The sequence below is a fragment of the Thioalbus denitrificans genome, from assembly GCF_003337735.1.
GTDB lineage: Bacteria > Pseudomonadota > Gammaproteobacteria > DSM-26407 > DSM-26407 > Thioalbus > Thioalbus denitrificans.
The window spans coordinates 402,092-424,058 of sequence record NZ_QPJY01000002.1 but is presented as its reverse complement, the minus strand read 5'-3'; the positions used below and the strand labels follow the sequence as shown (position 1 = coordinate 424,058).

At 66.7% G+C, this 21,967-nt stretch carries 27 protein-coding genes; 6 read left to right on the top strand and 21 right to left on the bottom strand.

What is annotated here, in order from left to right:
* Window positions 1-40: 40 nt before the first annotated feature.
* Window positions 41-688, bottom strand: a complete 648-nt coding sequence (uvrY, locus tag DFQ59_RS06460; RefSeq protein ID WP_114278859.1) for a UvrY/SirA/GacA family response regulator transcription factor — start codon at window positions 686-688, stop codon at window positions 41-43.
* A gap of 518 nt (window positions 689-1,206) precedes the next feature.
* Here uvrY and proV point away from each other — a divergent pair.
* The 3 genes from proV (at window position 1,207) to proX (ending at window position 4,538) form a co-directional block, all read left to right on the top strand.
* Window positions 1,207-2,397, top strand: a complete 1,191-nt coding sequence (gene proV, locus DFQ59_RS06455) for a glycine betaine/L-proline ABC transporter ATP-binding protein ProV (RefSeq protein WP_114278858.1) — start codon at window positions 1,207-1,209, stop codon at window positions 2,395-2,397.
* Window positions 2,398-2,518: 121 nt separating this feature from the next.
* Window positions 2,519-3,490, top strand: a complete 972-nt coding sequence (proW, locus tag DFQ59_RS06450; RefSeq protein WP_114278857.1) for a glycine betaine/L-proline ABC transporter permease ProW — start codon at window positions 2,519-2,521, stop codon at window positions 3,488-3,490.
* Between the two features lie 31 nt (window positions 3,491-3,521).
* On the top strand, window positions 3,522-4,538 hold the full coding sequence (gene proX, locus DFQ59_RS06445; protein ID WP_114278856.1) for a glycine betaine/L-proline ABC transporter substrate-binding protein ProX: 1,017 nt from the start codon (window positions 3,522-3,524) through the stop codon (window positions 4,536-4,538).
* 216 nt (window positions 4,539-4,754) lie between these two features.
* On the opposite strand, the gene clpX is transcribed toward proX, so the two are convergent.
* From clpX to DFQ59_RS06395, 10 genes are all read right to left on the bottom strand, one after another.
* On the bottom strand, window positions 4,755-6,047 hold the full coding sequence (gene clpX / locus DFQ59_RS06440) for an ATP-dependent Clp protease ATP-binding subunit ClpX (protein WP_114279205.1): 1,293 nt from the start codon (window positions 6,045-6,047) through the stop codon (window positions 4,755-4,757).
* Complete coding sequence (nifM, locus tag DFQ59_RS06435; RefSeq protein ID WP_114278855.1) at window positions 6,040-6,930, bottom strand: nitrogen fixation protein NifM; 891 nt, start codon at window positions 6,928-6,930, stop codon at window positions 6,040-6,042. Before nifM ends, clpX begins: the two co-directional genes overlap by 8 nt.
* Window positions 6,931-6,933: 3 nt before the next feature.
* Window positions 6,934-7,374, bottom strand: coding sequence for a nitrogen fixation protein NifZ (locus DFQ59_RS06430; RefSeq protein ID WP_114278854.1), 441 nt, complete (start codon window positions 7,372-7,374; stop codon window positions 6,934-6,936).
* Window positions 7,375-7,388: 14 nt separating this feature from the next.
* Complete coding sequence (nifW, locus tag DFQ59_RS06425; RefSeq protein WP_114279204.1) at window positions 7,389-7,712, bottom strand: nitrogenase-stabilizing/protective protein NifW; 324 nt, start codon at window positions 7,710-7,712, stop codon at window positions 7,389-7,391.
* A 54-nt stretch (window positions 7,713-7,766) separates the two neighbouring features.
* Entirely contained in the window at window positions 7,767-8,306 is a 540-nt protein-coding gene (locus tag DFQ59_RS06420; protein ID WP_114279203.1) for a hypothetical protein, read from the bottom strand.
* Window positions 8,307-8,311: 5 nt separating this feature from the next.
* A complete protein-coding gene (gene cysE, locus DFQ59_RS06415; RefSeq protein ID WP_425451008.1) occupies window positions 8,312-9,055 on the bottom strand; it encodes a serine O-acetyltransferase in 744 nt (247 codons plus the stop codon).
* Between the two features lie 67 nt (window positions 9,056-9,122).
* Complete coding sequence (gene nifV, locus DFQ59_RS06410; protein ID WP_114278852.1) at window positions 9,123-10,277, bottom strand: homocitrate synthase; 1,155 nt, start codon at window positions 10,275-10,277, stop codon at window positions 9,123-9,125.
* Window positions 10,278-10,521: 244 nt separating this feature from the next.
* Window positions 10,522-11,730 carry a cysteine desulfurase NifS gene (gene nifS, locus DFQ59_RS06405; RefSeq protein WP_114278851.1) on the bottom strand — a complete coding sequence of 403 codons (1,209 nt, stop codon included), beginning with the start codon at window positions 11,728-11,730 and terminating at the stop codon, window positions 10,522-10,524.
* A 2-nt stretch (window positions 11,731-11,732) separates the two neighbouring features.
* The gene (gene nifU / locus DFQ59_RS06400) at window positions 11,733-12,620 is read right to left on the bottom strand and encodes a Fe-S cluster assembly protein NifU (protein ID WP_114278850.1); all 888 of its coding nucleotides are present in this window, start codon (window positions 12,618-12,620) and stop codon (window positions 11,733-11,735) included.
* Between the two features lie 36 nt (window positions 12,621-12,656).
* Window positions 12,657-12,980: a HesB/IscA family protein gene (locus tag DFQ59_RS06395; RefSeq protein WP_114278849.1), complete on the bottom strand. Its 324-nt coding sequence runs from the start codon at window positions 12,978-12,980 to the stop codon at window positions 12,657-12,659.
* A 283-nt stretch (window positions 12,981-13,263) separates the two neighbouring features.
* Here DFQ59_RS06395 and DFQ59_RS06390 point away from each other — a divergent pair, with 283 nt between their 5' ends.
* Entirely contained in the window at window positions 13,264-14,010 is a 747-nt protein-coding gene (locus tag DFQ59_RS06390) for a hypothetical protein (protein ID WP_114278848.1), read from the top strand.
* Between the two features lie 72 nt (window positions 14,011-14,082).
* On the opposite strand, the gene DFQ59_RS06385 is transcribed toward DFQ59_RS06390, so the two are convergent.
* Window positions 14,083-15,912: a hypothetical protein gene (locus tag DFQ59_RS06385; RefSeq protein WP_114278847.1), complete on the bottom strand. Its 1,830-nt coding sequence runs from the start codon at window positions 15,910-15,912 to the stop codon at window positions 14,083-14,085.
* Window positions 15,913-15,918: 6 nt separating this feature from the next.
* Window positions 15,919-17,589, bottom strand: coding sequence for a thiamine pyrophosphate-binding protein (locus DFQ59_RS06380; RefSeq protein WP_114278846.1), 1,671 nt, complete (start codon window positions 17,587-17,589; stop codon window positions 15,919-15,921).
* 114 nt (window positions 17,590-17,703) lie between these two features.
* Here DFQ59_RS06380 and DFQ59_RS06375 point away from each other — a divergent pair, with 114 nt between their 5' ends.
* Complete coding sequence (locus tag DFQ59_RS06375) at window positions 17,704-18,312, top strand: HAD family hydrolase (protein WP_147275181.1); 609 nt, start codon at window positions 17,704-17,706, stop codon at window positions 18,310-18,312.
* A gap of 70 nt (window positions 18,313-18,382) precedes the next feature.
* On the opposite strand, the gene DFQ59_RS06370 is transcribed toward DFQ59_RS06375, so the two are convergent.
* The gene (locus tag DFQ59_RS06370) at window positions 18,383-18,802 is read right to left on the bottom strand and encodes a hypothetical protein (RefSeq protein WP_114278844.1); all 420 of its coding nucleotides are present in this window, start codon (window positions 18,800-18,802) and stop codon (window positions 18,383-18,385) included.
* 158 nt (window positions 18,803-18,960) lie between these two features.
* Here DFQ59_RS06370 and DFQ59_RS06365 point away from each other — a divergent pair, with 158 nt between their 5' ends.
* Window positions 18,961-19,269, top strand: coding sequence for an antibiotic biosynthesis monooxygenase family protein (locus tag DFQ59_RS06365; protein WP_114278843.1), 309 nt, complete (start codon window positions 18,961-18,963; stop codon window positions 19,267-19,269).
* A 36-nt stretch (window positions 19,270-19,305) separates the two neighbouring features.
* Here the strand turns inward: DFQ59_RS06365 and DFQ59_RS06360 are convergent, their stop codons facing one another.
* The 7 genes from DFQ59_RS06360 to DFQ59_RS06330 are packed head-to-tail and all read right to left on the bottom strand — an operon-like array spanning window position 19,306 to window position 21,965.
* A complete protein-coding gene (locus tag DFQ59_RS06360) occupies window positions 19,306-19,683 on the bottom strand; it encodes a hypothetical protein (protein ID WP_114278842.1) in 378 nt (125 codons plus the stop codon).
* Between the two features lie 2 nt (window positions 19,684-19,685).
* A complete protein-coding gene (locus tag DFQ59_RS06355) occupies window positions 19,686-20,012 on the bottom strand; it encodes a (2Fe-2S) ferredoxin domain-containing protein (protein ID WP_114278841.1) in 327 nt (108 codons plus the stop codon).
* Between the two features lie 9 nt (window positions 20,013-20,021).
* Complete coding sequence (gene fdxB, locus DFQ59_RS06350) at window positions 20,022-20,342, bottom strand: ferredoxin III, nif-specific (RefSeq protein ID WP_114278840.1); 321 nt, start codon at window positions 20,340-20,342, stop codon at window positions 20,022-20,024.
* Window positions 20,343-20,357: 15 nt separating this feature from the next.
* Complete coding sequence (locus DFQ59_RS06345) at window positions 20,358-20,567, bottom strand: CCE_0567 family metalloprotein (protein WP_114278839.1); 210 nt, start codon at window positions 20,565-20,567, stop codon at window positions 20,358-20,360.
* Between the two features lie 14 nt (window positions 20,568-20,581).
* Complete coding sequence (locus DFQ59_RS06340) at window positions 20,582-21,055, bottom strand: NifX-associated nitrogen fixation protein (RefSeq protein WP_114278838.1); 474 nt, start codon at window positions 21,053-21,055, stop codon at window positions 20,582-20,584.
* Window positions 21,056-21,069: 14 nt separating this feature from the next.
* Entirely contained in the window at window positions 21,070-21,522 is a 453-nt protein-coding gene (locus DFQ59_RS06335) for a SoxR reducing system RseC family protein (RefSeq protein WP_114278837.1), read from the bottom strand.
* Window positions 21,519-21,965, bottom strand: a complete 447-nt coding sequence (locus DFQ59_RS06330; protein ID WP_245937204.1) for a NifB/NifX family molybdenum-iron cluster-binding protein — start codon at window positions 21,963-21,965, stop codon at window positions 21,519-21,521. Before DFQ59_RS06330 ends, DFQ59_RS06335 begins: the two co-directional genes overlap by 4 nt.
* Window positions 21,966-21,967 lie beyond the last annotated feature (2 nt).

The following is a 21,967-nucleotide window of genomic DNA, read 5'->3' as shown; positions in this document are numbered from 1 at the left end:
GGGCGACGCGCGGTGCCGGGCTGCCGCGATCGGAGCCGCCCTACCCGGCCTCGGAGTCCTCTATGAGTCCATGGCGGATCGCCAGCCGGGTGAGCTCCACGTCATTGTGGACGCCCAGCTTCTCGAACAGGCGATAGCGGTAACTGTTCACGGTCTTCGGGCTGAGACAGAGCTTGTCCGAGATTTCCTGCACTTTCTGTCCATTGGTGATCATCAGCATCACCTGCATCTCGCGCTCCGAGAGCGTCTCCCAGGGTGATTTGTCGCCCTGGCCCAGGTGCTTCATGGCAATGCGCCGCGCCACTTCCGGGGAGAGATAGGTCTGGCCGGAGCGCACGGTGCGAATGGCTTCGACCATCTGGTGGAAGCCGGCATCCTTGGTCAGGTAGCCGGTGGCGCCCGCCTGCAGCAGCTTGGTCGGAAACGGCTCTTCACTCAGTGCGGTCACGGCGATGACCTTCGAGCGCGGCGAGACCCGCAGCAGTTTGCGGGTGGCTTCCAGGCCGCCGATGCCGGGCATCCGCACATCCATCAGCACGACATGGGGCTGCAGGTCGCGGGCCATCTGCACGGCTTCCTCGCCGCTGGAGGCCTCTCCTATGACGTTGATACCCTCGGCGGTGTTGAGCAGGCTGCGGATGCCCGCCCGTACGAGTTCATGATCATCAACCACCAGGACTTCGATCATCCTCTGTTCTCCGGATACCTGGATGCATGCCCGGCGGGTATCCCTGCCAGAGGGATGGTGCCGCCGGGCAAGCCGACATCACCATACGCCACGCTTTCCCGCGAAGTGTATTGGTGCGCCATGAAAATTAACAAAATGGAACGGACTAGTATTTCCTATTCGCATCAATGGATTCAAGGGAAGGATGTCCCGCCCGGGCCCCGGAGCGTTTGCAGATGCGACATGAGTGTGGCAGGGTAAGGACCTAAGTGATTGACATAAAAGACACCTGTGAATTACGGCTTTTCCCTTCCCAGCCACTGCAACAGCGTACCGTGCCTGACTCGCGCCTGGCTTGAGTGGTATCAGGCCATCCCGCGCGGGCGGGATTTCCGTTTCGTGCCGGTGGGCGGATTCGGTCTTCATCTCGGCCCGAATATCTGACCCGATTTTCCAGTTTTCGGGTTGACGGCGACTCTATTGCGTCCGCCGGCGGCCCTTTCCCATCCGGAGTAATCAACGCCACGGGGCTATGACCCATGACCGAAAAACTGACCGTCAACAATCTCTACAAGATCTTCGGCAGCCGTCCACAGCAGGCCATGGCACTTCTCGAAGAGGGCCTCGACAAGGAGACCATCTTCGAGAGGACCGGTCAGACGGTCGGGGTGATGGACGCCAGTTTCAGCGTCAACGCCGGTGAAATCTTCGTCATCATGGGACTGTCGGGCTCCGGCAAGTCCACCCTGGTCCGCCTGCTGAACCGTCTCATCGAGCCCACCTCCGGCGAAATCCTGGTGGACGGCAAGGATATCGCCAAGCTCTCGCGGGACGAGCTCATCGAGCTGCGGCGCCGTGACATGAGCATGGTGTTCCAGTCCTTCGCCCTGATGCCCCACCTGCGGGTCATCGACAACGTGGCCTTCGGCCTCGAGATTGCCGGCGTCCCGAAGGCGGAACGCCGCGAGCCGGCCATGCAGGCCCTGGCCCAGGTGGGGCTCGAGGCCTACGCCGAGAGCTATCCCAACGAGCTCTCGGGCGGCATGCAGCAGCGTGTGGGGCTGGCCCGGGCGCTGGCCAACGAGCCCTCCGTCATGCTCATGGACGAGGCGTTCTCGGCGCTGGATCCCCTCATCCGCTCGGAGATGCAGGACGAGCTGCTGCGGCTGCAGTCGGAGTCCGAGCGCACCATCATCTTCATCTCCCACGACCTCGACGAGGCCATGCGCATCGGCGACCGCATCGCCATCATGGAGGGCGGGCGCGTGGTGCAGGTGGGCACTCCAGACGAAATCCTGCGCAACCCCGCCGACGACTATGTCCGCTCCTTTTTCCGCGGCGTGGACGTCTCCCAGGTGCTCACCGCCGGGCACATCTGCCGGCGCGAGCAGATCACCGTCATCGACCGGGCCGACACCGGCGTGCGCGCCGCCCTGAAGCGACTCGACGACTATGATCGCGAATTCGGCTACGTCATCGACAAGGCACGCCATTTCCAGGGCGTGGTTTCGGTGGATTCGCTGCGCGACGCCCTCGCCGGCGACAACCCCGCCTTCAGCCAGGCACTGCTCGCCGGGGTGAATGCCATCCCCAGCGACACCCTGCTCAACGAGGTGATGAGCATCGTGGCCCAGAGCCCCTGTCCCGTGCCCGTGGTGGATGACAAGGGCCGCTACCTCGGCGCCATTTCCAAGACCGTCCTGATCGAAACCCTGGACAAGGCGGCCTGAGCCCGGTGCTTGTCGGTGCGCTCACGCCCCGCGGGACCAGGGAGGGTACAGGCCGCGCGACAGCGAACCACCAGGGCCGGACGCCCGCTGACGGTTCGCGTCACAGACGAGTGATTTAACCATGAGCGATTTCTCACTGCTGGATCCTTTCGAAACCTATACCCTGCCGCTGGGCGACTGGGTCGAGAGCGGTCTCGACTGGCTGGTGGACAACTTCCGCGCCATCTTCCAGGCGATCCGCTGGCCCGTGGACCAGGTGCTCGGCGGCGTGGAGGGCGCCCTGCAGTGGCTGCCCCCGCTCGTCGGCATCCTCATCATCGGTCTCATCGGCTGGCAGGTGGCGGGACGCCGGGTGGGTATCGGGACGATCATCTCGCTGTTCTTCGTCGGACTGATCGGCGCCTGGAGCGAGGCCATGACCACCCTGGCCCTGGTGTTCACCTCCGTGTTCTTCTGCATCCTCATCGGCATCCCGGTGGGCATCGCCGCGGCCCGCAGCGATCGGCTGGAGGCGATCATCCGTCCCGTTCTCGACGCCATGCAGACCCTGCCGGCCTTCGTCTACCTGGTGCCCATCGTGATGCTGTTCGGCATCGGCAATGTGCCGGGCGTGGTGGTGACCATCATCTTCGCCCTGCCGCCGCTCATCCGGCTGACCGACCTCGGCATCCGCCAGGTGCCGGCGGACGTCATCGAGGCCGCGACCGCCTTCGGCGCCACGCCCCGGCAGCTGCTCTACAAGGTCCAGCTCCCCCTGGCCATGCGCACCATCATGGCGGGGGTCAACCAGACCCTGATGCTGGCGCTGTCCATGGTGGTGATCGCCTCCATGATCGCCGTGGGCGGCCTGGGCCAGATGGTGCTGCGCGGCATCGGCCGCCTGGACATGGGGCTGGCCACGGTGGGCGGCGTGGGCCTGGTGCTGCTCGCCATCGTCATCGACCGCATCACCCAGGCCCTGGGCACCCCCAACAAGGAGCGGGCCGGGCTGGCCTGGTACGAATATGGTCCGGCAGCGCTGGTGCTGGGCGCCTGGCGCGCGCTGAGCGGCCGCCGTGAACAGAGCGTGGGTGTCGGCAAGGACGCCCACTGACCCTTTCCCCCTGACACAGAGGAGAAGACTCATGAAGAAGAACAACATCGGCAAGCAGGGACTGATGGCGCTCGGCCTGGCCGCGGCGCTGAGCCTGTCCGGCACCGCCGCCGCCGCGGAGATGCCCGGCAAGGGCGTGACCGTGCAGCCGCTGAAGAGCAGCATCGCGGAGGAGACCTTCCAGACGCTCATCGTCATGAAGGCGCTGGAGGAGCTAGGCTACAAGGTTCGCGACATCATGGAGATCGAATACGCCGCCGGCCACGTGGCGCTGGCCAACGGCGACGCCACCTTCATGGCCGATCACTGGGATCCGCTGCACAACGACTTCTACGAGCGTGCCGGCGGCGACGAGAAACTCTACCGGGAGGGGGTCTTCTCTCCCGGCGCCATGCAGGGCTACCTCATCGACAAGAAGACCTCGGACAAGTACGGCATCACCAACCTGGGCCAGCTGAAGGATCCGGAGATGGCGAAGATCTTCGACGCCAACGGTGACGGCACCGCGGATCTCGCCGGCTGCACGCCGGGCTGGGGCTGCGAGCAGGTGATCGAGCACCAGCTCGACGCCTTCGGGCTGCGGGACACGGTCACCCACAACCAGGGTTCCTATTCGGCCATCATCGCCGACACCATCACCCGCTACAAGAAGGGCGATCCCATTCTCTACTACACCTGGACCCCCTACTGGGTGAGCGGCGTGCTGGTGCCCGGCAAGGACGTGGTGTGGCTGAACGTCCCCTTCTCCTCCCTGCCGGGTGAGCGCAAGGATGTGGACACCGCCATGCCCGACGGCAGCAATACCGGCTTCCAGGCCAACAGCCAGCGCATCGTGGCCAACCGCGAATTCGCGGAGGAGAATCCCGCCGCGGCGAAACTGTTCGCCATCATGGAGATCAGCAGCAACGACATCAGCGCGGAGAACCTGATGATGCGCGACGGCGAGGACAGCGAGAAGGATATCGAGCGTCACGCCGAGGAGTGGATCAAGGCCCACCAGGAGACCTTCGACGGCTGGGTCGCCGAGGCCCGCAAGGCCGCCATGTAGGACCGCGTCTCCAGGCAGCGGGGCATGTGGACAGGCGGGCCCCCGGGCCCGCCTTTTTGCATCCGCTTCCGGCAGCGCGGGCATGCCGGTGCATCCACCGCGCCGCTGACGGGAGCGGCGATTCCCGGCCCTGGCGGAGTCACGCGCCCGTCGTTGGCTGGCATCGGGACGCCAGGACGAAAAGGGTGTTGGCTGGCCGGATGGGGCCGGTTCGCGTCAGCCCGCACCCTCGGCAGCGAATTCCGCCCCTGCCGGCACGGTCCCGAACAGCGGGACCACGCCGATATCCCCCGCCGCATCCCGGTCCACCACGCAGCGCCGCACTCCCGCCATGGAGGGCAGCTCGAACATGGTCCGCTGCAGGAGCCGCTCCATGACGCTGCGCAGCCCCCGGGCCCCCGTGCCCCGCTCCAGGGCGGCGTGGGCGATGGCCATGAGGGCCTCCTCGGTGAACTCCAGCTCCGTGTCGTCGTAGCGGAACAGGGCCTGGTACTGCCTGACCAGGGCGTTGTGCGGCTCGGTGAGGATGCGCGTCAGCAGCCGTTCATCGAGTTCGTGCAGAGGGGCGATGATCGGAAACCGGCCGATGAATTCGGGAATCAGACCGAAGCGCCGCAGGTCCTCCGGGACGACCTCCGCCAGCGGATCCCCCCCGGGGCGCTGTTCGGTGCTATTGGTGAGGGGGGCATGAAAACCGATGCCGGAACCCCGGGCGGCGGTTCGCTCACCCACGACCCGCTCCAGTCCTGAGAACGCACCGCCGGCGATGAACAGGATGTTGCGGGTGTCCAGGGTGACGGTTTCCGCGCCCTCCTTGCGTCGGCCCCGGGCGGGAATGGACACCTCGCTTCCCTCCACGAGCTTCAGCAGTGCCTGCTGCACGCCCTCCCCGGAGACGTCCCGCACCCCGAGGGCGGAATCCCCGGCGCGGGCCAGCTTGTCGATCTCGTCGATGTAGATGATGCCGTTCCGGGCCCGTCGGGGATCTCCGTCGGCCTGGTCCAGCAGGCGGATGAGCAGGGTCTCCACGTCATCCCCCACGTAGCCCGCCTGGGTCAGCGTGGTGGCATCGGCAATGGCGAACGGCACCCCCACGATTCGCGCGAGTGTGCTCGCGAGCAGGGTCTTCCCGGTGCCGGAGGGGCCGAGCAGCAGGATGTTGGACTTCTCCGGGACGACCGGGCTCTCCTCCACGGCCGCGATTCGTGCAGGCCTGGTGCCCTCCATGCCCGCGAGACGCTTGTAGTGGTTGTAGACCGCGACCGCCAGGATCTCCTTGGCCGTGTCCTGGCCGATCACGTGGGCATCCAGGAGGCGCTTGATCTCTCGCGGGACCGGTGGCGGAGCCAGGGTTTCGTCGCTCCTGCGCCGCCGGCCCCAGCTGCCGACCACGGTGGCGGCCAGCTGCACGCAGTCCTCGCAGATGTGTCCTTCCAGTCCGGCGATGAGCGGGGTCTCCGGCGTGTGCCGGGTGCCGCAGAAGGAGCATTTCATGGGGTGTTCAGCCATGGGGGCCACCCTGCGCCGCCGCCAGCAGTTGCCGGATCCAGGCGCGCTGGTGCTGTCGGCGCAGCCGCTCCTGCATCTGTTCGCGGAGGCGCGGCGCCACCTCCGCGAAGCCCAGTTCGGCGGCGGGATGGATCTTGTCGCAGCGGAGCAGGTGCAGGCCGAGCTCCGATTCCACTACGTCGCTGAGCCCGCCCTCGGGCAGGGCGAACAGGACTTCGTCCAGGGCCGTGTAGAGCTTGCCGCGGGGAATGGTGCCGATGAGTCCGCCATGGAGAGCGCTGGGGCACTCCGAGTGCTGTTGCGCCAGCGCGGCGAAGCGATCCGGGTCGGTGTGGATTTGGCCGGCGATGTCCCGGAGGCGGGCTTCGGCCACGCCATGTCCGTTCTCGGGGAAGTCGGGATTCACCGTCACCAGGATGTGACGCACCGTGCGGGTTTCGGGGCGGACAAAGCGCTCCCGGTTGAGCTGGTAGTGGATCTCCAGGTCGACGGGACTGATGTCCCCGTGGCGGGTACCGACCCGATCCAGGATCGCGGCAAACCGCAGCTCCCGGTACAGGGCCACGCGCAGCGCCTCGGCATCCAGGTCGTTGCGGTCCAGATCAGCTTCCATTTCCGCGCGATCAGCGTAGCGTCCCCGCACGGCACTGAAGGCCTGCTCCACCCGGGCGGGAGAAACCACCACCTCCCGTGCCTCGGACGATTCCAGCACCAGGCTCTCGATCCGCAGGCTTTGGCGTGCCTGCTCCTCGGCCCGCGTGCGCTCCAGCGGGTCGAGCTCCCCGGGGCGCCGGGAGAAGTTCTCCTGGGCCACCTTGAGGAGATGGTAGGCGAAAGCCTGGTTCAGGGGCGGAGGGGTTGTTGGGCGCAGTGCGGTTTCCATGGTTCATTCCCCGGCTTCATCAAGCGCCTGTTCCGGCACGAGCAGCATCCTGCCGTTGAAATGGACGTGATAGGCGAATCCCGTTTCCGCATCGCGCAGCACCTTCATCACCTCGCCGATTCGCCCTGGTTCCGCCACCACCTCACCGCGGATGGCGAGTGCCGTGCGCGGCGTCACCTTGTCGCGGAACTCGAACCGGCTGGGGATCCAGGGTTCGGACTCCGGCTGCAGTTCCTCCTCCCTGCAGCCCACCACGCGGCTGCTGTCGAGGAAGTGGACCGAGTAGATGAGCTGGTCCTGGAGGAAGGTGCCCACGTTCTGCACGTGGCCCACGCAGCCGCGGCGCACCAGCAGCTCGCCGGTACTCATGCCGGGGTAGGTGCCGTCGTTGCGTACGTTGCGCAACAGCCGCACCGCATCGCCATAGTCGAATCGTGGACGCATGGCAGCTCTCCCGCTCAGTGCCTGATCAGCTGGTCGACGGGGATGAAGACCGGCTGGGGTTCGTGCATACGGAAGACCCTGAACACCTTCTCGGCGCGTGCGTCGGAGTGCACGAAGTCGCTGTAGGCCCGCGACAGCAGCGAACGGAACAGGGCGTGCCTGGCCTCCTCCTGCGGCGGGAGCGCCCCTGCCGCATCGATGTAGTCGTGGAAACGCTGCAGAATGTGCAGCCGGTTCACCTGAACGACAGAAGGAACGAAGGCGATCCCGAAGTAGTCGAGAAACTCCTCCGCGCTGCCCAGTTCCTCCAGGTCCAGTTCCATGTTGCTGTCCGTCATCTCTTCATTCTCCCGGTAAGGGCCGGCAGTGCCGGCCAGGCGCATGGGGCCGGTTCAGGCTTCCGCGACGGAGATGCCGTCATCGTTGCGGCCACTGGGTTCGGCCATGGCGCCAAGGGCCAGGTCCAGAAGCGGACCGGCGCCGAGGCGGTCGTTGCTGTCGAGCTGCACGACCTTGCGCAGCCGCTCCACGGCACATTCAGGATCGCCGAGACGCAGGAGCAGAAAGCCCGTGGCCTTGAGTGCCAGCAGGTAGAAGCGCGTCAGCACGATGGAAGTGACTACCGCATTGGCCAGGTCGGCATAGTCGAAGTCACTCCACGTGCCGCGCAGGCCCAGCATCCGTCCGGCCACCTGCAGGGTGCGTTCGGCCACCTGAAGCGCATCCCCGTAGCGGTGCCGGTAGTAGTAGAAGCGGTAGAGGGCCACCAGCACCGCCAGGTGCTCGGGCGCGAGGAAGTAGGCCCGCAGCAGCAGGTGCTCGGCCCTCTCGTGCGGGTAGCAGGCCGCGGCCTCCTGCAGCAACCGCTCCGGCTCGTCGCCCAGCGGGGCGTCGAAATACATAGCCTGGCCTTCGAAATCGAGCAGATCCATGACGGTCATCCTCGCGTCGGTTCCCGCGATACGCCCCCACTGGCGGGGGTCGCGGTCTCACACAGTTCCATTGCGTTGCACTCGTCGCAGTCCTCGACCGGCATCGCGCCTGATCCTGCCTGGCGTTGCTCCAGGATGCGGATCCGGTCCAGCAGGCAGGTGATGGCGCTGGCGACCGGATCGGGTATCAGGTGATGGTTGAGGTCCACGCCGTAGGGGTTGGGACGGCTCTCGCCGCGGTGACGCACCACCCGTGCCGGGATGCCGACCACCGTCCGCCGGGCGGGCACATCGGCGATGACCACCGAGTTGGCGCCGACCCGGCAACGCTCGCCCACGGTGATGGGGCCGAGAATCTTGGCGCCTGCGCCGACCACCACGCCGTCCTCCAGGGTGGGATGGCGCTTGCCCTTGCTCCAGGAAGTACCGCCCAGGGTGACGCCGTGGTAGAGCGTGACGTCGTCGCCCACCTCCGCGGTTTCGCCGATGACCACGCCGCAGCCGTGATCGATGAAGAAGCGCCGGCCGATGGTGGCGCCGGGATGGATCTCGATGTGGGTCCAGCTCCGCACCACGAAGGCGAGGAAGCGGGCCAGGTAGCGGAAGTTGCGCCGCCACAGGCGGTGGGCGATGCGGTGCACGAGGATGGCATGAAGGCCCGGGTAGGTGGTGAGCACCTCGAAGCGCGTGCGTGCCGCCGGGTCGCGCTCGAAGACGCAGGCCAGGTCCTCCCGGAGCTGGCTGAGCAGCGTGATGCGCTCGTTGCAGACGGGGCGTTCCAGCAGGGCGGTCTGGTCCGTGCTCATGACACTCTCCTCAGTGGCCCACCGCCAGCGGCAGCGGCTCGAGCAGCTCGGCGTAGAAGGCGTGCAGGTCCTCCGCTTCGGGCGCGCGCTTGGCATCCATGGTGAAGCGCCGCACGCGCCCGAGGATGAGGGCCGCCTGCTCGCGGGTCAGGGCGATGCCGAGTTCGCCGTAGGCGCGGATGACGCCGTGGGTGCCCGAGTGCTTGCCCAGCACCAGGCGGTGGCTGCGGCCCAGCTCCTGCGGATCCACGCCCTGGTAGTTGAGCGGGTCCTTGAGCAGGCCGTCCACGTGGATGCCCGCCTCGTGGGTGAAGACGCCGTCGCCCACCAGGCTCTTGTGCCAGCCGATGGCGCGGCCCGAGGCGCGGGCCACCAGCGCCGAGAGCTCGCCGTAGTGGCGCAGGTCCACGTGGGTATCGATGCCGTAGAGGCGGCGCAGGCCCAGGGCCACCTCCTCCAGGGGGGCGTTGCCGGCGCGCTCGCCGAGGCCGTGAACCGTGGTATTGGCGTGGGTGGCGCCGCCGAGCACGGCGGCGAAGGTGTTGGCGGTGGCCAGCCCCAGGTCGTCGTGGGTGTGCACCTCCAGCTCCAGATCCACCGCCGCGCGCAGGGCGCGGAAGCGCTCCAGCATACCGAAGGGCTCCATGATGCCGAGGGTGTCGGCGAAGCGCAGACGGCGGGCGCCGGCGCGCTGGGCCGTCTCGGCCACCCGCAGCAGGAAGTCGCTGTCGGCCCGGGAGGCATCCTCGCCGCCCACGCAGACCTCCAGGCCGGTGTCGAGGGCGGCCCGCACCTGGCGGTCCACCTCGGCGAGGACCCAGTCGCGGTCGCGGCCGAGCTTGTGGCGGATCTGCTGGTCGGAGACCGGCATGGAGAGGTCCACCATCTGCACCCCGAGACCCATGCAGCTCCAGAGGTCGTCGGCGCGCATGCGGCTCCAGACCAGCAGCCGGGCGTTGAGCCCGAGGGCAGCCACCGCCCGGATGGCCTCGCGCTCCTCCCTGCCCATGGCCGGGATGCCGATCTCCAGCTCCGGCACGCCCACCGCGTCGAGGCCGCGGGCGATGGCGAGCTTCTCCTCCAGGGTGAAGGCCACGCCCGCGGACTGCTCTCCGTCGCGCAGGGTGGTGTCGTCGATTGTCAGGGTCCGGCTGGTTGGCTGCATGGTGCTTCCCTCGCTGTCCGTATGAGTGTTAGCAACAGCCGTGCCAGCATCCATGCCAACATAAAAACAATGGGTTGGGCGTTCACCTCGGCCGTATTGGCCGGTTTGCGACAGACAACCGGGCAGGCGCTGTAGGGGTTGGCACATATCGCCCTGAAGCGGGTCGCTGCCTCCGCCAACGGCCGACCGGACAAAAAAAACGACCGCCGGTGGCAGACCGGCGGTCGCAACAGGGAGAGACACGTCAGGCGTAGGCGGGGGCGAAGGCCTTCTCCGGCTCGCTGACCGGGCCGTCCTCGCCCCAGTAGGGGGAGAGCTTGCGCAGCTGGGCGATCACCGGGGGTACGGACTCGATGACCCGCTCCACCTCCTCCGGCGTGTTGTAGCGGGAGAGGGAGAAGCGGATGGTGCCGTGGGCCGCGGTGAACGGGATGTCCATGGCGCGCATGACATGGGAGGGCTCCAGCGACCCGGAGGTGCAGGCGGAGCCGGAGGAGGCGGCGATGCCCTGCTTGTTGAGCAGCAGCAGGATCGCCTCGCCCTCCACGTACTCGAAGGCGATGTTGAGGGTGTTGGGGAGGCGGTTGGCCGGGTCGCCGGTGACGAAGCAGTTGGGCACCGCCGCGAGGACGCCCTCCTGCAGCCGATCGCGCATGGCGCCCACGAAGATATTCTCGTAGTCCAGGTGCTCCAGGGCCAGCTCCGCGGCCTTGCCCAGGCCGATGATGGAGGTGACGTTCTCGGTGCCGGCCCGGCGGCCGCGCTCCTGATGGCCACCGCGCAGCAGCGGGCGGAAGCGCACCCCGCGGCGCAGATACAGTACCCCCACCCCCTTGGGCGCATGGAGCTTGTGGCCGGAGAGCGAGAGCATGTGGATCTTGCTGTCGGCCAGGTGGATGGGCACCTTGCCCGCCACCTGCACCGCGTCGGTGTGGAACAGCACCCCGGCGCTGTCGGCAAGCTCGGCCATCTCCTCCACCGGGAACAGGGTGCCGGTCTCGTTGTTGGCCCACATCACCGAGACCACCGCCACCCGGTCCGAAAGCAGGCGGATGTACTCCTGCATATCGAGCCGCCCCTTGCCGTCCACCTTCAGGCGGTGGACCGTGTAGCCCTCCTTCTCCAGGTGCTCGCACAGGCTCAGCACCGCCGGGTGTTCCACGGTGGTGGTGATGATCTCGCGCCGCTCCGGCTGGGCGCGCAGCGCCGAGAGGATGGCGGTGGAGTCCGATTCGGTGCCGCAGGAGGTGAAGATGATCTCCGAGTCGTGCTCGGCCCCGAGCAGCGCCTGCACCTGCCGGCGCGCCTGCTTGAGCGCCATGCCCACCTTGTTGCCGAAGCTGTGCAGCGAGGAGGGGTTGCCGAACTGCTCGGTGAAGTAAGGCAGCATCGCCTCCACCACCTCGGGTGCCACCATGGTGGTGGCGTTGTTGTCCAGGTAGATGTCGCTCATGTTCAGAGCCCTCCCGCTTCCGCGGCCAGACGGGCGGACGCCGGCATGACCTTGACGAACTCGCCCAACTCCTCGGTGAGCTGCTGCTGGATGCCGCCCAGCGTCGTCGCGGCCATCTGGCAGCCGGCACAGGCGCCTTTCATGTTCACGTAGATATTCCGGCCCTCCACGTCCACCAGTTCCACGTCGCCATGGTCCATCTGCAGCCGCGGGCGCAGGGACTCGATGATCATCTCGATGCGGCGGATGCGCTGGATGTTGGTGAGCCTGCCGCTCGCGGCCGCCACCTTGGAGGGGGCGCTGGGGTCGAAGGCCTCGCCCTGCTCCGCCAGGACCTTCACCAGAATCTCCTCGATCCCCTCATGGCAGGCCGCGCAGCCGCCGCCTGCCTTGGTGTAGTGGGTCACGTCCTCCACGGTGCGCAGGCCGTTGGCGCGGATGGTGTCCTCGATGAGCACGGCGTCCACGGCGAAGCACTTGCAGATGAGCGCCCCCTCCTCGTGGTCGTCGCTCCAGATCTCGCCGCGGTAGTTGGCCACCGCCGCCTGCAGCGCCTCACGGCCCATCACCGAGCAGTGCATCTTCTCCGGCGGCAGACCGTCGAGGTAGTCGGCGATGTCCTGGTTGGAGACCTTGAGGGCGTCATCCAGCGTCATGCCGGTAATGATCTCGGTAAGCGCCGAGCTCGAGGCGATGGCCGACCCGCAGCCGAAGGTCTGGAACCCCGCGGCCTCGATCACCTCCGTTTCCGGGTTCACCTTGAGCATCAGGCGCAGGGCATCGCCGCAGCTGATGGAGCCCACGTCGCCCACCCCGTTGGCATTCTCCACCGGACCCGCATTGCGGGGGCTGAAGAAGTGCTCCTTGACCTTGTCCGAGTAGTCCCACATGGTCTCTCTCCCGGTATATGCTTGGATCCCGCCGGTTCAGGCGGTGAACGAGGACCCGCAGCCGCAGCTGTGGGAGGCGTTCGGGTTGACGAACTTGAAGCCGCTCCCCTCGAGGCCGTCCAGGAAGTCGACGGTGGTGCCCTTCAGATAGGGGGCGCTCAGGGGGTCCACGTAGACCGTCACGGGACCGCAGGTCACCTCGAAGTCCTCGGCCTCCTTATCCGCCACCAGGTTCATGCTGTACTGGAGGCCGGAGCAGCCGCCGCCCACCACGGCCAGGCGCAGGCCGCTCACCGGTTCTTCGGAACCCTGGATGAAACGGCGGATGGCCTTCTGGGCGCTTTCGGTCAGGGTGAGCATCGATTCATCTCCTTGTGGCAGGTGTGAATTGCCTGATTCGTGCCGAGGGTTCTGCAACGCCTGTGCCACTTGCTTGGAAATAATGCAACGTATTGATTGTTATCAGCTCATGTGCTGATCACGACCCCGGCGGGCGTTGTTGCAAACCCTACATAACGGCTCGAAGCCTTCAAAACCACATTCAAAAAAGGGAGAAGAGGATGACACTCGATCAGCGCCAGCCCGGCGATCTCGCCTACGCCGTCACAGAGACTCACCGTTAGTTACCTGCCGGTCCCAAACGATGCCTGACCGATATTCGAGAATCTTCCTGCTGAGCCACATGCGCGCCTATACCAGCCTGGCGGGACACATTCTTGGATCCAACCCGGCCATCAACGGCTATTTCGAGATGCACCTCGGCTACGAGGATGCGGGGGCCCTCGATCGCCAACTCGCCGAGTACAGGAAGCATGAAGACCTCAAGGACGGCAGCCGGTACCTCTTCGACAAGCTGTTGCACAATGACTACCGCTTGCTGCCGGAACGGCTTGGTCAGGCGCGGCTGAAGATCCTGGTCGGGATACGGCCGCCGGAACCCACCCTGAAGAGCATCGTGGACCTGTTTGAACGCAAGGGGGGGAACGAGGCCTACGCATCGCCCGAGGCGGCAACGCGCTACTACACGGAAAGACTCGAGTGGCTGGCCGATTTCTGCCGCGCCAGAGCCGGTGCGTACTTCTATTTTGACGCCGAGCTGTTTCGCGCCCGGCCCCAGGCCCTGCTCACCGCCCTGTCAAACTGGCTCGAGCTGGAGGAGCCCTTGAGCGGGCACTATCAGGTGTTCAGCCAGACCGGCAAGGCGCGCAGGGGTGATTCGTCCGCGTTCATCCACCGGGGAGAGATCGCCAGAGGGGGGGCGGACTACCCTCACGTCCGCATTCCACGACAGCTGCTGGACCAGGCGCAGGCGACCTACCTGCGTTGCCGGCGGCAGATGGTCGAGTTCGCCGCGGACGCCATCCTCCTGGAGGCATCGTCGCCTCCCTGAGTTCGTGAACAGCTTCACGCCTGGAGGCACAGCCAGCGGCTCTGAAAGTGCCGCCGGGAGTGGCGCAGCATACTAGGCGAAGAGGCTGTCCCAGGCATCGCGCTCCGAACGGTAACGGATGAGCGCAGCGACGATCTGCTCCCGGCGCCGGGCACGGTGCGCCGCGGACCGGATCTGCTGCCATGCAGGCGACCGCTCGCCGAAGTTGCTGCGGATGCTGGTGATGAATACCTCCGCCTGGGCCATGGCTGGCTCCAGCACCGCCCGCCCCTGCCACCAGTGGCCCTCGTCGAAGACCAGCGCCCGGAGCCGCTCCAGCTTCTGCGCCACGGCCTGGTGCTTCTCCTCGTAGAGGGCGAGCAGCTCCGCCTCCTTGCGTCCGATGATCCCGCGCACCAGCGCCTCGGGAAAGGGCCGCTGCACATCCGCCTCCTGCGCCAGCGCCTCGGCGGTGAAGAGCATCAGGTCGCCGAAGAACTGGCGCTCGAACTCGTCGGAGAGATCGATCACCTGCAGCTCGCCCGCCTGTTCCAGCTCGACGCCGGGACGGAAGTCGTCCTGCGGCCCGCCGCCGGAGGTGCGCGTGTGCAGGTGGGGCATGTTGATGGAGGCGAAGCGATGGCCGATCTCCGCGGCGATGAGGCGCCCGGCGGTGGGGCCGGACATGCGCAGGCGCAACTCGCCGAAGGGAATGATGTACTTGAGCCCCGCGAAGTTGACCACGTAGTTCCCGGGATAGACGGTGCGCGCGGGCGCGAGCGCCGTGAGGCCGCTGCCGTAGTCGAAGAACGTCCTGCGCGTCAGGTGCTCGCCGAAAAAGAAGGCGTTCAGCCGCCCGCAGAAGTCCCGCAGGCACGCCCCGTGATCGTGCGCGCCGTGGAGGCGGCAGCGGTAGGGAAAGGTATCCACCGGCTTCTCGAAGCCGAACAGCCCGGCCAGATCGTGGTAGGCCGCCGCGCCCGGCCGCCGCGCCGGCAGGGCGTGGAAACGGCAGGCCTCGTCGGGATCCAACGCCGCCATCGACCGGAAGTGGGCCGTCACGTCATCGAGGAAGTTCGCCGCCATCACCGACGGCGAGACCGGTGGGTCCCCCACCAGCTTGCCCGTCAGCATCAGGGTGTCCGTGGTGCGGAACACCTTGTCGATGGCATGGAAGTAGTTCAGCCCGCAGACGGACTGCTCGCCCTCCCCGGTCAGCCGGTTGACGCAGAACGACTGGTCGCTGTCGACCATGTAGTAGAGGGTCCGCGCCCTGTCCCCGGTGAGCTGCAGGCACTTCAAGTAGCTGAGGTTGCGGTTCGCCGCCTGGCCCTTGCGGTAGAAGCGCTCCCGCGGCAGCCGGGTGAGAATGCCGCCGAGCCGCTCCCGCAGCGTTCCGGGCAGCGAATGCAGCAGCTCGTACTGCTCCTTAAGCCCGAAATGGACCACCCGCAGCCCCTTCCCCCGGTACGCTTCCACCAGCGCCCGGTGCTGGCGGACGTTCTCCGGGTCGCGGCTGTCCTCGGCCACCACCACCTGCACCCGCTGGTAGACCCCGCCCCGGGTTCCGCCGTAGCCGAACTTCTCGCACAGCTGATGGATGCTCTCCAGGCAGGCCTTCAGGTGGGCCGGGCGGTCCGCCACGGGGATGCTGAGGATGAAGTGGTAGCGATCGTCGCCACGGCGCTCCAGCAGCGCCTCCTGCTCGCGGAAGAGCGACTGGTAACAGTCGAGCAGACCGTCGAAGTCGGGGGGATCGCCCCACAGGGCCTGTTCCAGCAGCGGGTAGCACCGCTCGTAGAGGCCGATCGGATCCCCGGGGGAGTCGCTGTTCAGCGACTCGCCGATGGCCGCCAGCCGGGGAATGGCCTGCCCGTAGAGTGCAACGCACTCGCGCAGGCGGGCGGTATCGGAGTCCGTCATGGGCCCCTAGCGCCGCGACGAGTAGTTGGGGTAGGCATCGCGGTCGATCAGAACCTCGATCAGGTTGATGCCGCGCCTGAAATCGAGCCCGGACAGTCTTTCCGCCAGGTCCTCTTCGCTCTCCACGCGCACGTGCCGTATGCCGAAGGACTTCGCCAGGACGGCGTAGTCCGGGTTGACGAAATCGCAGTCGATGAACCGGTCGTGGTAGTGCTGGTGCTGGTTCTTGCGGATGAGCCCCATGGTGTCGTTGTTGAACAGCACGATGTTCAGGGGGATGTCGTAGTTGACCGCGGTCATGATCTCCATGGCGCACATCTGGAAGCCGCCATCGCCCAGCAGCGCGAACATCGGCTTCCCGATCGCACAGGCCGCGCCGATGGCGGCCGGGACCGCATGCCCGAGAGCGGAGATGCCGGTGTTGGGATAAAAGCGATCCTTCCTGGAGACGCGATAGAAGTTCTGCGCGAACACGATGTTGTCGTCGAACATGACCAGGCCTTCGGGGAACTGCTCCTCCAGCCAGCGGTAGAAGGCTTTCACATGGTCGAACTGGCGGCTGAAGATGGTCTCCCCCGCCGCGTCGATCGCCCGCTGCGCCGCCTTGACGAAGGCATCCACGTCCACCGGCTCCCTGGGGGTGATCCGCTGCGCCTCGATGGCTGCCTCCAGCGCCCCGAGATAGGGACCGAGGTCCGTATGCACCACCAGGTCGGCCCGGAAGACCTTCTCGAGCTGCTGCGGGTTGCTGTCCACCTGGATCAGCTTCTTGCCGGCGAGCAGCCGCTTGTCCCAGACATAGCTGGTGCGCTCGTTGAAGCCCGCTCCCAGCATGAGCACCAGGTCGGCCTCCTGCTCCATGTAGCGCATGGCGTGGCCGCCCGAGGTCACGCCCAGGCTGCCCAGCGACAGGGCGGATCGCTCGTCGATGGCGCCCTTGGCCTTCAGGCTGCTGGCGACGGGGATGTTGAGCCGCTCGCTGATATGGCTGAGGCTCTCCCGGGCGCCGGCCAGGATGCAGCCGTAGCCGGCGAGGATCATGGGCCGCCGCGCCGCGCGGATCAGCGCCAGCGTCTGTTCAATGCTCTCCGCCGGAACCACCGGCTCGCAATAGGAACGGGCGAAGGCCACCTCCTCGAGGAGGCTCTCCTCCACCAGCTCGTTCTGCACGTTGTAGGGCACGCTGAGCACCACCGGCCCGGGTGTGCCCGAGAGCAGGTACTTGGCCGCCTGGTTGAGGACGCTGCCCAGGTAATCGGTGCGCTCGATCAGCCGGTGGTAGCGGGTGATGCCGGTGAACATCGCGACCTGATCGACGCTGCCGCCTTCGCCGGAACTCTCCTGCAGCCCCCCCTTCCCGAAGATGTGGGTGGGTGCCTCGCCCGTGATGGCGATCACCGGCAGATTGTCGCTGTAGGCGCTGGCGATGCCGGTCACCAGGTTGGTGGCGCCGGGTCCGGCCGTGGTGATGCAGGCGCCCACCTCACCGGACGCACGGGCATAGCCGCCGGCCATGAAGGCGGCCGCCTGTTCGTGCTTCACCAGAATCGATCGGATGGGAGAATCGTAGAGGCGGTCGTAAACCGGTAGGATATGCGAACCGGGAATGCCGAAAATCGTTCCAACTCCCAGTTTTTCCAGGAATCTGACCAGGATCTGGCTGACTGGTACCTTCATGACCTCACGAGGGAAATATTTGTTGCGAGAGAGCGAAGGATAAGGGCAATCGATGACGAACGAAACCGTAAACACAGGATATTAATCCTGGTAATGCAGCGATAAGTGGAGAAGATGGCGAAGCACACGATCAAGGCGTTGCTGCTGGACTACGGCGGCGTAATCGCGGACGAGGGGTTTCAGAACGGCCTGAGGGCCCTGTCCCGTGAGCAGGGGTTGGACGAGGGCGCCACGCTGCAGGTGGCCAAGCATGCGGTGTATGACTCCGGCTTCATCCTGGGATGGGGAACCGAGAAAGACTTGTGGCGGATGATGCGCGACGGTGCCGGACTGACGGGCAGCGACACGGAACTCACCCGGCGCGTTCTCGACGGGTTCGTGCTGCGTCCCTGGATGCTGGAGCGGGTCCGCCAGCTGCGAGCCCGGGGCTGCCTTACCGTCATTCTCAGCGACCAGTCCCACTGGCTCGACTGGCTCGACCAAAGGGACCACTTCTTTCAGTACTTCGATCACGTGTTCAACAGCTATCACATGGGAAAGGGCAAGCGCGATCCCGCGCTTTTTCCTGAAATCACCCGATTGCTCGCGCTGTCACCCGGCGAGATTCTCTTTGTCGACGACATGCAAAGCAACGTGACGCGGGCGCAATCGGCGGGATGGCAGACCATTCGCTATCGGGACAGGGCCAGCTTCCTGGAGCAGATGGCGCGTCTCCTGGGCTAGCTCCAGGACCGGCCGCGCCACTCGATACCCGGCGTCGAGTCCCCGTGTACGGGGGGAATTCCCTTCGCGGTCACCCGCCCAGGATCAGTTCGTAGGCACGGCGCAGCAGTTCCAGCTCGAGCGCCGGGAGACCGCGGGCCGCGGTGAGATCGATGAACTCGGCACCCGCCGCCGCGGCGGCGGCGAAGGGGGGATCGATGGTGGTGAAGCGGGCCAGGAATACGGTGACAGGCCCGCTGCCCGCCTGCACGTTCGCCAGGTACTCTCCCTCCGCTTCCAGGCTGCCGACGGGCAGGCCCAGGCGCAGCTCGGCATCCCGTACCGCCGCACCCGGGTGGAGCGCCACCTTTCCCCCACTCCCTTCTGCCAGCAGCTCGGCGCCCGGCGGCAGGGGCTCGAAACCGCAGACGGTGGCGCCGGGCAGGCGCAGGAAACGGGTGCGGGCACTGGTGGCCTGGGTGTGGAAGAGGATGATGCGGGAATCGATCATGATTCGCTTCTCCGGCAGGGCGGGACAGGCCCGGTCCGGCGCGACGGTGCGGGACGGGCCACGGCACGGCGATGGAACGGGCGGCCCGCGCCGGAGTCTACTCTCGGCAAACAGCCCGCTACGCTCCGCCGCCAACAACCATTTACAGGAGGGATTCCATGTATATCGTGACCAACCGCGTACCCGTGGCCGAGGGCTGGGAGGAGGCTTTCGAGGAGCGCTTCCGCCAGCGTGCCGGCCAGGTGGAGAAGCAGCCGGGTTTCGTGCGCATGCAGGTGTTGAAGCCCGATACGGCCGAAACCCCCTATGTCGTGCTCACCACCTGGCGGGACAAGGCCGCCTTCGAAGGCTGGCTCGGCTCGGAGGACTTCCAGGCGGCCCACCGGAACCCGCTGCCGAAGGAGGCTTTCACGGGCCAGGGGCGGATCGAGTCCTTCGAGGTCATCATCACCGCTGAAGGCGCCTGACCGGCCTCTCTCCCGGCCTGCCGCCGCCCCGGCTCATTATTCCAGGGCGGGCAGCAGGCGCGGTTCGCTCTTGAGGGCGCCTTCCCTGCCCCACACGGTGACCGCCTCCACGAACCAGCGCCGATCGCCGGGATGGGGGCGGACCACGTCATACTCGGCGAAGCAGCTGCCGTCGGCGTGTATCACCACGGCGCCGTGACGGCAGCCGGCGCGATCACGCCACTCGCCCATGAGGCTCGGGGTGCCGCTGGCGGGATCGTGCTGCAGGCGGTAGCTCGCCGTGCCGGGCGCCACCCGGATGGGACAGCCGCCCGGAAAGGCGAGCTTCCCGGCCTCCCGCAGCAGGGCGGCGCAGATGGCGTCCAGCATCCGGGCGCGCTCCGTCAGCACCGCCTCGAGCGTGATCGCGCTCATGGCTATCCCCAGAACTCGCTGGAGACCTGCAGCCGCTCCAGCGGATGGTTGCCCTCCAGGTGTTCATCGAAGATGGCCGCCACGTCAGCCCGCGTCACGCCGCTGTACATCACGCCCTCGGGATAGACCAGCACGCTGGGGCCCTCGCTGCAGGGCCCCATGCAGCCGGTGGCGGTCACCTGGATGCGGTTGAACAGGTTGCGCTCCTGCAGGTTCCAGAGGAACTCGTCGTACACCGCCGCGCAGCCCCGGTCGGCGCAGGAGCTGCGCGGATGGCCGGCCGGGCGGCCCTGGGTGCAGACGAAGACATGTTTTTCCGGTTTCGCCATGGGAGCGCCTCAGGCCGCAGCAGCCGGTTCGTGGGTCATGCAACCCTTGGGGCAGACCCGGCTGCAGGCTTCGCAGCCGATGCAGTCCAGGGCGTTCTTCAGGCTCATCACCATGGAGGTGTCGTCGGAGAAGCCGTCATCTCCGTAATCGTCCTCGTCATCGAAGTCGTCGAGCCCATCCACGTCCTCGCGGTCCACCAGGTCGAAGACATCCCGCGGGCAGACCTTGAAGCAGCGGCCACAGCCGATGCACTTGGCCTGGTCCAGGGCGTTCACAAAGGCGGGGGTCCATGCGATGCCCCCCCGTGTCAGTCCGGTAATCGGTTCCATCGTCGCGTGTCTCTCTTACTGGCCGCTGGCGGCCTCAAGTCTGGCGTTGGCCTCGGCCCAGTCCCGGCAGGCCTCGAAACAGGATTGGGCAATGGCGGGTATCTCCTCGAAGGCCGCGGGCAGCCGTTCCTCCACCAGGTCGTGCAGTTCGCCGGCCTTCTCGGTGGCGATGCGTTTCGCCCTGCGCACCTCCTTCTCCAGGGCTTTCAGCTCTTCCGGGGTCATGCCGTGCCCTCCTCTCACATGCCGGCGACGGCGGAGTGCTCGCCGATGATCTCCAGGGCCACCGACAGCAGTTTGTCCGCGTCGTCCTTCATCCGGGAGAGGGAGTCATAGCCGAAGCGGTGCACGTCGCGGAGCGTCCGATCCATCACCACGAGCTTGCCGACGGTGATGATGGCGCGGCCGAAGCCCTCGTGGGTGAGGTTGAGCATGGGTACCGCCATCAGCCCGCACTCCTTCTCGATGAGTGCGGCAATGGCGTTGTAGAACGCCTTGACCCGGGACAGGGTGATCTCGTCCGGATCGCCGATCACGGGAATCTCGCGCTTCTTTTCCCTGGTCAGGACAAAGGGCTCGAGGATCCGCGCGGCCGGCCAGTTGTCATAGGTGCCGTAGGTATCCACGGCACGCATCTGGCGGACCATTTCGATAACGAAATCCGACTCGAAAATCGGGTTGTCCTGGGTGCGCTCCATTGCGGCTTCGGTCATGGTATGTCTCCTCGTTACGGGTGAAAATCGACAGGTCGTGCCGGTACGGCGTCCGGTCCGGCAATGAAAGGCTGGTACTCCCGCACGGCCCGTGCGGTCAGGCGGCGGGCAATCAGTGCGGTGAGGCTCATCCCCAGCACACCGGCCAGCGCCACCTGGAAATCCGAACCACCCGCGGCGGCGCTGAGGAGTGTGCCGGCAACGAGCCCCAGCAGCGGCAGCAGGTAACCGAGCAGTGATGCCCGCAGCAGGGCCCCATCGGGAACCGCCACCATCACCCGTTCACCCAACTGCGCGCCGGCCTGGTTGCGAACCCGGTAGCGCCGTGTCCTGGTGCCGCCAAGGGCGCCCAGCACGGCGCTGCCGCACCCGCCCGCACCGCAGCTGCTGCAGGCGGACCTGGCGGCCGTCTCCACCCAGGCATGGGTTCCGTCAAGGGCGACCACGCTGGCGGGTTCCCGGGTCATTCTTCCCAGCCCTCGCTTTCCATGGCATCGAAACGGCCGGCATCCGTACGCGTGTGACGGCGGATGGCCTGGGCCAGCCAGGCGTTCGGTCCGGAGCGCAACTCTTCCTGCAGCGACGCGATGAGCTCGCCGATGGCCGATCCTGCGGAAACCTTGACCGGCTGGATGTTGCGGGCCTTCAGCTGGGCCACCGCGGAGGCACCCACCGCCTGGCTGTAGGCGGCCACGCAGCCCGCCAGTGCGTCAATCTTCGCGGCCAGCTTGTCTTCGTTCCGGCCGCCCGCTTCGGCGGCGCTGCGGACATCCTGGAACTGGACCACTTCCACCAGGTGTGCCTGATCCCGATCCACGGCGTAGATGGCGAAGGCGCTGGCGGCGCCGAAGTGCTGGTTCACCGATTTCATGTCGGTGGAGGCGAACGCCACCTTGAGGGCGGTTTTCATGA

Excerpts from the sequence above, each read along its gene's own strand:
- nifM (WP_114278855.1), bottom strand. The coding sequence starts at position 6,930 with ATGGAAACCGCACTGCGCCCAACAACCCCTCCGCCCCTGAACCAGGCT.
- proX (WP_114278856.1), top strand. The coding sequence starts at position 3,522 with ATGAAGAAGAACAACATCGGCAAGCAGGGACTGATGGCGCTCGGCCTG.
- DFQ59_RS06335 (WP_114278837.1), bottom strand. The coding sequence starts at position 21,522 with ATGACCCGGGAACCCGCCAGCGTGGTCGCCCTTGACGGAACCCATGCC.
- DFQ59_RS06345 (WP_114278839.1), bottom strand. The coding sequence starts at position 20,567 with ATGACCCCGGAAGAGCTGAAAGCCCTGGAGAAGGAGGTGCGCAGGGCG.
- nifS (WP_114278851.1), bottom strand. The coding sequence starts at position 11,730 with ATGAGCGACATCTACCTGGACAACAACGCCACCACCATGGTGGCACCC.
- nifW (WP_114279204.1), bottom strand. The coding sequence starts at position 7,712 with ATGACGGACAGCAACATGGAACTGGACCTGGAGGAACTGGGCAGCGCG.
- DFQ59_RS06330 (WP_245937204.1), bottom strand. The coding sequence starts at position 21,965 with ATGAAAACCGCCCTCAAGGTGGCGTTCGCCTCCACCGACATGAAATCG.
- DFQ59_RS06430 (WP_114278854.1), bottom strand. The coding sequence starts at position 7,374 with ATGCGTCCACGATTCGACTATGGCGATGCGGTGCGGCTGTTGCGCAAC.
- nifU (WP_114278850.1), bottom strand. The coding sequence starts at position 12,620 with ATGTGGGACTACTCGGACAAGGTCAAGGAGCACTTCTTCAGCCCCCGC.
- DFQ59_RS06360 (WP_114278842.1), bottom strand. The coding sequence starts at position 19,683 with ATGAGCGCGATCACGCTCGAGGCGGTGCTGACGGAGCGCGCCCGGATG.
- DFQ59_RS06395 (WP_114278849.1), bottom strand. The coding sequence starts at position 12,980 with ATGCTCACCCTGACCGAAAGCGCCCAGAAGGCCATCCGCCGTTTCATC.
- DFQ59_RS06355 (WP_114278841.1), bottom strand. The coding sequence starts at position 20,012 with ATGGCGAAACCGGAAAAACATGTCTTCGTCTGCACCCAGGGCCGCCCG.
- uvrY (WP_114278859.1), bottom strand. The coding sequence starts at position 688 with ATGATCGAAGTCCTGGTGGTTGATGATCATGAACTCGTACGGGCGGGC.
- fdxB (WP_114278840.1), bottom strand. The coding sequence starts at position 20,342 with ATGGAACCGATTACCGGACTGACACGGGGGGGCATCGCATGGACCCCC.
- DFQ59_RS06375 (WP_147275181.1), top strand. The coding sequence starts at position 17,704 with ATGGCGAAGCACACGATCAAGGCGTTGCTGCTGGACTACGGCGGCGTA.
- DFQ59_RS06365 (WP_114278843.1), top strand. The coding sequence starts at position 18,961 with ATGTATATCGTGACCAACCGCGTACCCGTGGCCGAGGGCTGGGAGGAG.
- DFQ59_RS06385 (WP_114278847.1), bottom strand. The coding sequence starts at position 15,912 with ATGACGGACTCCGATACCGCCCGCCTGCGCGAGTGCGTTGCACTCTAC.
- DFQ59_RS06370 (WP_114278844.1), bottom strand. The coding sequence starts at position 18,802 with ATGATCGATTCCCGCATCATCCTCTTCCACACCCAGGCCACCAGTGCC.
- DFQ59_RS06420 (WP_114279203.1), bottom strand. The coding sequence starts at position 8,306 with ATGGATCTGCTCGATTTCGAAGGCCAGGCTATGTATTTCGACGCCCCG.
- nifV (WP_114278852.1), bottom strand. The coding sequence starts at position 10,277 with ATGCAGCCAACCAGCCGGACCCTGACAATCGACGACACCACCCTGCGC.
- proW (WP_114278857.1), top strand. The coding sequence starts at position 2,519 with ATGAGCGATTTCTCACTGCTGGATCCTTTCGAAACCTATACCCTGCCG.
- proV (WP_114278858.1), top strand. The coding sequence starts at position 1,207 with ATGACCGAAAAACTGACCGTCAACAATCTCTACAAGATCTTCGGCAGC.
- DFQ59_RS06390 (WP_114278848.1), top strand. The coding sequence starts at position 13,264 with ATGCCTGACCGATATTCGAGAATCTTCCTGCTGAGCCACATGCGCGCC.
- DFQ59_RS06340 (WP_114278838.1), bottom strand. The coding sequence starts at position 21,055 with ATGACCGAAGCCGCAATGGAGCGCACCCAGGACAACCCGATTTTCGAG.
- clpX (WP_114279205.1), bottom strand. The coding sequence starts at position 6,047 with ATGGCTGAACACCCCATGAAATGCTCCTTCTGCGGCACCCGGCACACG.
- DFQ59_RS06380 (WP_114278846.1), bottom strand. The coding sequence starts at position 17,589 with ATGAAGGTACCAGTCAGCCAGATCCTGGTCAGATTCCTGGAAAAACTG.